General features: G+C 36.9%; 3 protein-coding genes and 1 pseudogene. All 4 read right to left on the bottom strand.

The features are described 5' to 3' along the window. A pseudogene (locus tag AC3AX0_RS06230) lies at nucleotides 1-1099 on the bottom strand (hypothetical protein); the annotation flags it as partial. 76 nt (nucleotides 1100-1175) lie between these two features. Further along, nucleotides 1176-1736, bottom strand: coding sequence for an aminoacyl-tRNA hydrolase (gene pth / locus AC3AX0_RS06225; RefSeq protein ID WP_487549441.1), 561 nt, complete (start codon nucleotides 1734-1736; stop codon nucleotides 1176-1178). Between the two features lie 10 nt (nucleotides 1737-1746). Then, nucleotides 1747-2694 (bottom strand): ribose-phosphate pyrophosphokinase, encoded by a 948-nt coding sequence (locus tag AC3AX0_RS06220; protein ID WP_487549440.1) that lies wholly within the window; start codon nucleotides 2692-2694, stop codon nucleotides 1747-1749. A 9-nt stretch (nucleotides 2695-2703) separates the two neighbouring features. Further along, nucleotides 2704-3633, bottom strand: a 930-nt coding sequence (gene glmU / locus AC3AX0_RS06215) for a bifunctional UDP-N-acetylglucosamine diphosphorylase/glucosamine-1-phosphate N-acetyltransferase GlmU (protein WP_487549439.1), incomplete at its 5' end; no start/stop codon positions are given.

Genomic DNA, 3633 nt, shown 5'->3' with positions numbered 1-3633 from the left:
CAATGAAGCTTAAATTTGACTTAATTTTACCCACAAGAGTTTCAAATTCAATAAAGATTTTTTCTTGTTTAGAAAGAAGCAGTCCACTAGTATAGAGATCAGAAAACTTGTTTATGAAATTTTCCCTGCTCCCCTTCCTTGTTTCCCTTATAAGGTTTGGTTCGTCAAAAATCACTATGGCATCATCTCTGAGATAATCTCCAAGGTTTTTCTGATCTACAGGCAGGTAAGGTCTGTAGAATTCAACATTGTCAATATAATTTCTGTTTTCCAGCGCTTCAATGACATCAAACTTGAGTTTAAGAAGATTTTCTTCTATTGTTCTTGTGTCTTCCTTTCCTCTTATGAATTCAAGCCTCTGGTCAACATCTTCTGTAAATCTTTCTACGGCCTCTTTGATTTCATCATCTGAAAGTACAATTTCACAACATGGTATTATCCTGTAGAAGTCTATATTTTCAATAGACCTTTGTGTCTTTGAATCAAATATTCTAAGGGAGTCAATCTCAATATCAAAGAGTTCAATTCTACAAGGATTATTTTCGACAGGTGAGAAAATATCAAGTATTCCACCCCTTATGGAAAACTGACCCTTTCCTTCTATAAACTTGACCTTTTTATATCCCATTTCAACTAGATTCAAGGACATTGCCTTCAAGTCTATTTGCAGACCATACTCTATGTCAAAGGCAAACCCTTCATATTTTTTCTTATCCATAAGAAAGTTTGAATAAGCTTCCACAGAACTTACAATAACCATATCTTCATTTCCAGACAACTTGTCTATTACAGTCAACCTGCTGTTTATGCTCTCCCTGCTCAAGGCATCAATACCATATAGTGAATATTCCTTAGCCCTAAAATGATAGGAATTCCTATAAATATTTTTTAAGCTGCCGTATATCCTGGATGCCTTCATGTCATCTGATACAAGTATCAGTACCTGTCTTTTTTCATTTCTTGACAGAACCGAAGAAACAAGGAGCATAGCCTCTTCTTCCAGTCCATGAAGCAAAAGATTTTCCTTTTTTTTCAAGGAGCTTATTATATCATTATATTCTTTTGTTTTGATTATGTTTTTCAAATAGGATTGATTCATTTTACTTCCTTTCCTGGACATGAACTTAAGCCCGGATATTTTATACCCGGGCAATTCATAAGCCATTTTTAAGACTTTATTTTATATTATATTTGTTCATTGCTGTGTCAACAGTGTTCTCTATGATTTCATCAACTGCCAAAGCTGCATTTTTTACTATGTCAGTCAACTGGTCAATTTCATCTTTTGAAAATTTCTGTAAAACAAACGATGCAAGATCCATTTGTTTGTTTCTGCCTATTCCCACTCTAATCCTGCTGAAGACTTCAGTCTGAAGCTGGTAAATAATTGACTTCATTCCATTGTGAGTTCCAGCACTACCATTGGGTCTGATTCTAAGCTTTCCAGGCTCCAAATCTATGTCGTCATATATGACTATGATATCCTCAGGATCTATCTTGTAGTATCTTGAAATATCAAGAACCGCATTACCGCTTCTGTTCATATAGGTGAGGGGCTTAACCAGAAGAACCTTTTCGCCATTCAGCCTGTATTCGCCATAAACCGCATTAAACTTCGATTTATCAAGCTTTACATTCTTTACCGAACAAATATAATCTATTACTTCAAAACCAATATTATGCCTGGTACCAGCATATTGCTTTCCAGGGTTTCCCAAGCCGACTACTAAATACATTTTATTCCTCTTATTCGAAAAGCTTGCTTACTGATCTGCTCTCGGAAATTCTCTGGATAGCTTCTGCAATTAACGGTGCAACACTTACTACCGTTATTTTGTCTATCCTTGCTTCTTCAGCCAATGGAATTGTATCCGTAATGATAAGCTCTTCAATAACTGAGTTTTCAATTCTTTCTATAGCAGGTCCAGACAATACGCCATGAGTACAGCAAGCATATACCTTCTCAGCTCCAAAATCCTTTAGAACCTTTGCTGCTTTTGTAAGTGATCCTGCAGTGTCAACTATATCGTCTATTAAAACAACATCCTTGCCTTTAATATCTCCAACAACATTCATAACCTCTGATACATTGGCCTTTTGTCTTCTTTTTTCAATTATAGCAAGTGGAAGATCAAGAATTGTTGCAAAGTTTCTAGCTCTTAAAACTCCACCTACATCAGGCGATACTATTACAGTATTAGGATTAATCATTGGTTTTATATATTTGGCAAGAATTGGTCCACCTTGAAGCTGGTCAACAGGTAAATTGAAGTATCCCTGAATCTGACCTGCATGAAGGTCCATTGTGATTACCCTGTCAGCACCTGCTGCAGTTATCATATCTGCCACAAGCTTTGAAGTTATTGGATCCCTCGCTCTGGTCTTTCTATCCTGTCTCGCATATCCGTAATATGGAACCACAGCATTGATTCTTCCGGCAGACGCTCTCTTCAATGCATCTATATAGATAAGAAGCTCCATCAAATTGTCATTGACAGGACTACATGTAGGCTGTATTACAAATACATCCGCACCCCTAACAGATTCCTTGATGTGCATTGCTACCTCACCGTCGCTGAATGTATTAACCTCAGCATCTCCCAATGGTATTCCCATTTCTTTAACTACTTTTTTTGCAAGTTCAATATTTGCATTTCCTGTAAAAACCTTGATTTCCGAAAATCTTGTGTTCATTTGCTCCTCCTACTTATATTTGTTTTTAGCTTTCCCGTTTTTATTAACCTGTCTAGCTCTTGCTATTGCAAGTGTTTCCTCTTCCACATTTTCAGTGATTGTAGATCCGCATGCCACATAAGCACCTTCGCTTATGGTAATTGGAGCTACAAGGTTCGAATTGCTTCCGACAAAAGCATTATCTTTTATTATTGTCTTGTTCTTGCTTTTACCATCATAATTTACAAATATGACTCCGCATCCTATATTTACATTTTTGCCTACTATACCATCACCCAGATATGCAAGGTGTGAGGCTTTGGATCCGTCACCAATTCTAGAGTTCTTTACTTCCACAAAATCCCCGATTTTCACCCCATTGCCCAGTTCAGATCCTGGTCTTAAATAGGCAAAGGGTCCTACGGTTGTAGCGTTTCCTATTTTTGAGCTTATTACCTTTGAATTTTCCACACTCGTTCCATTTCCTACAGTTGAATCTATTATCCTTGAATTTGGACCAATGATGCTGTCCTCCCCTATGGATGTAGCTCCTTCCAGAATTGTTCCCGGATAAATAACTGCATCCCTTTCAATGACAACCGATTCTTCAATATATGTATTTGATGGGTCGATGATTGTAACACCGTTGAGCATGTGGTTTTTATTAATAAGATTCTTTTTGTATTCATTGAGTTCATGAAGTTGATATCTGTTGTTGACTCCGCTTATTTCAACATTGTCTTCGATTACATATCCACCAATTTTACGGCCTTTGCTCTTGAGTATTCCTATGGCGTCTGTGAGATAGTATTCGTTCTGTGAATTGTCCGTATCCAGATTCTTGAGTGCTTCTTTCAGCTCACTACCATTGAAACAGTAAATACCAGAATTGATTTCCATTATTTTTTTTGTATTTTCATCAGCATCCTTTTGTTCTACTATGGACGATACCTCGTCCTT

The organism is Dethiosulfatibacter sp., assembly GCF_983023055.1.
Note: the sequence above shows the minus strand (reverse complement) of the source record. Positions and strands in the feature narration are given on the sequence as shown.

What these genes read in the sequence shown, in the direction of transcription:
- AC3AX0_RS06220 (WP_487549440.1), bottom strand. Translation starts at nt 2,694, where the DNA reads ATGAACACAAGATTTTCGGAAATCAAGGTTTTTACAGGAAATGCAAAT.
- pth (WP_487549441.1), bottom strand. Translation starts at nt 1,736, where the DNA reads ATGTATTTAGTAGTCGGCTTGGGAAACCCTGGAAAGCAATATGCTGGT.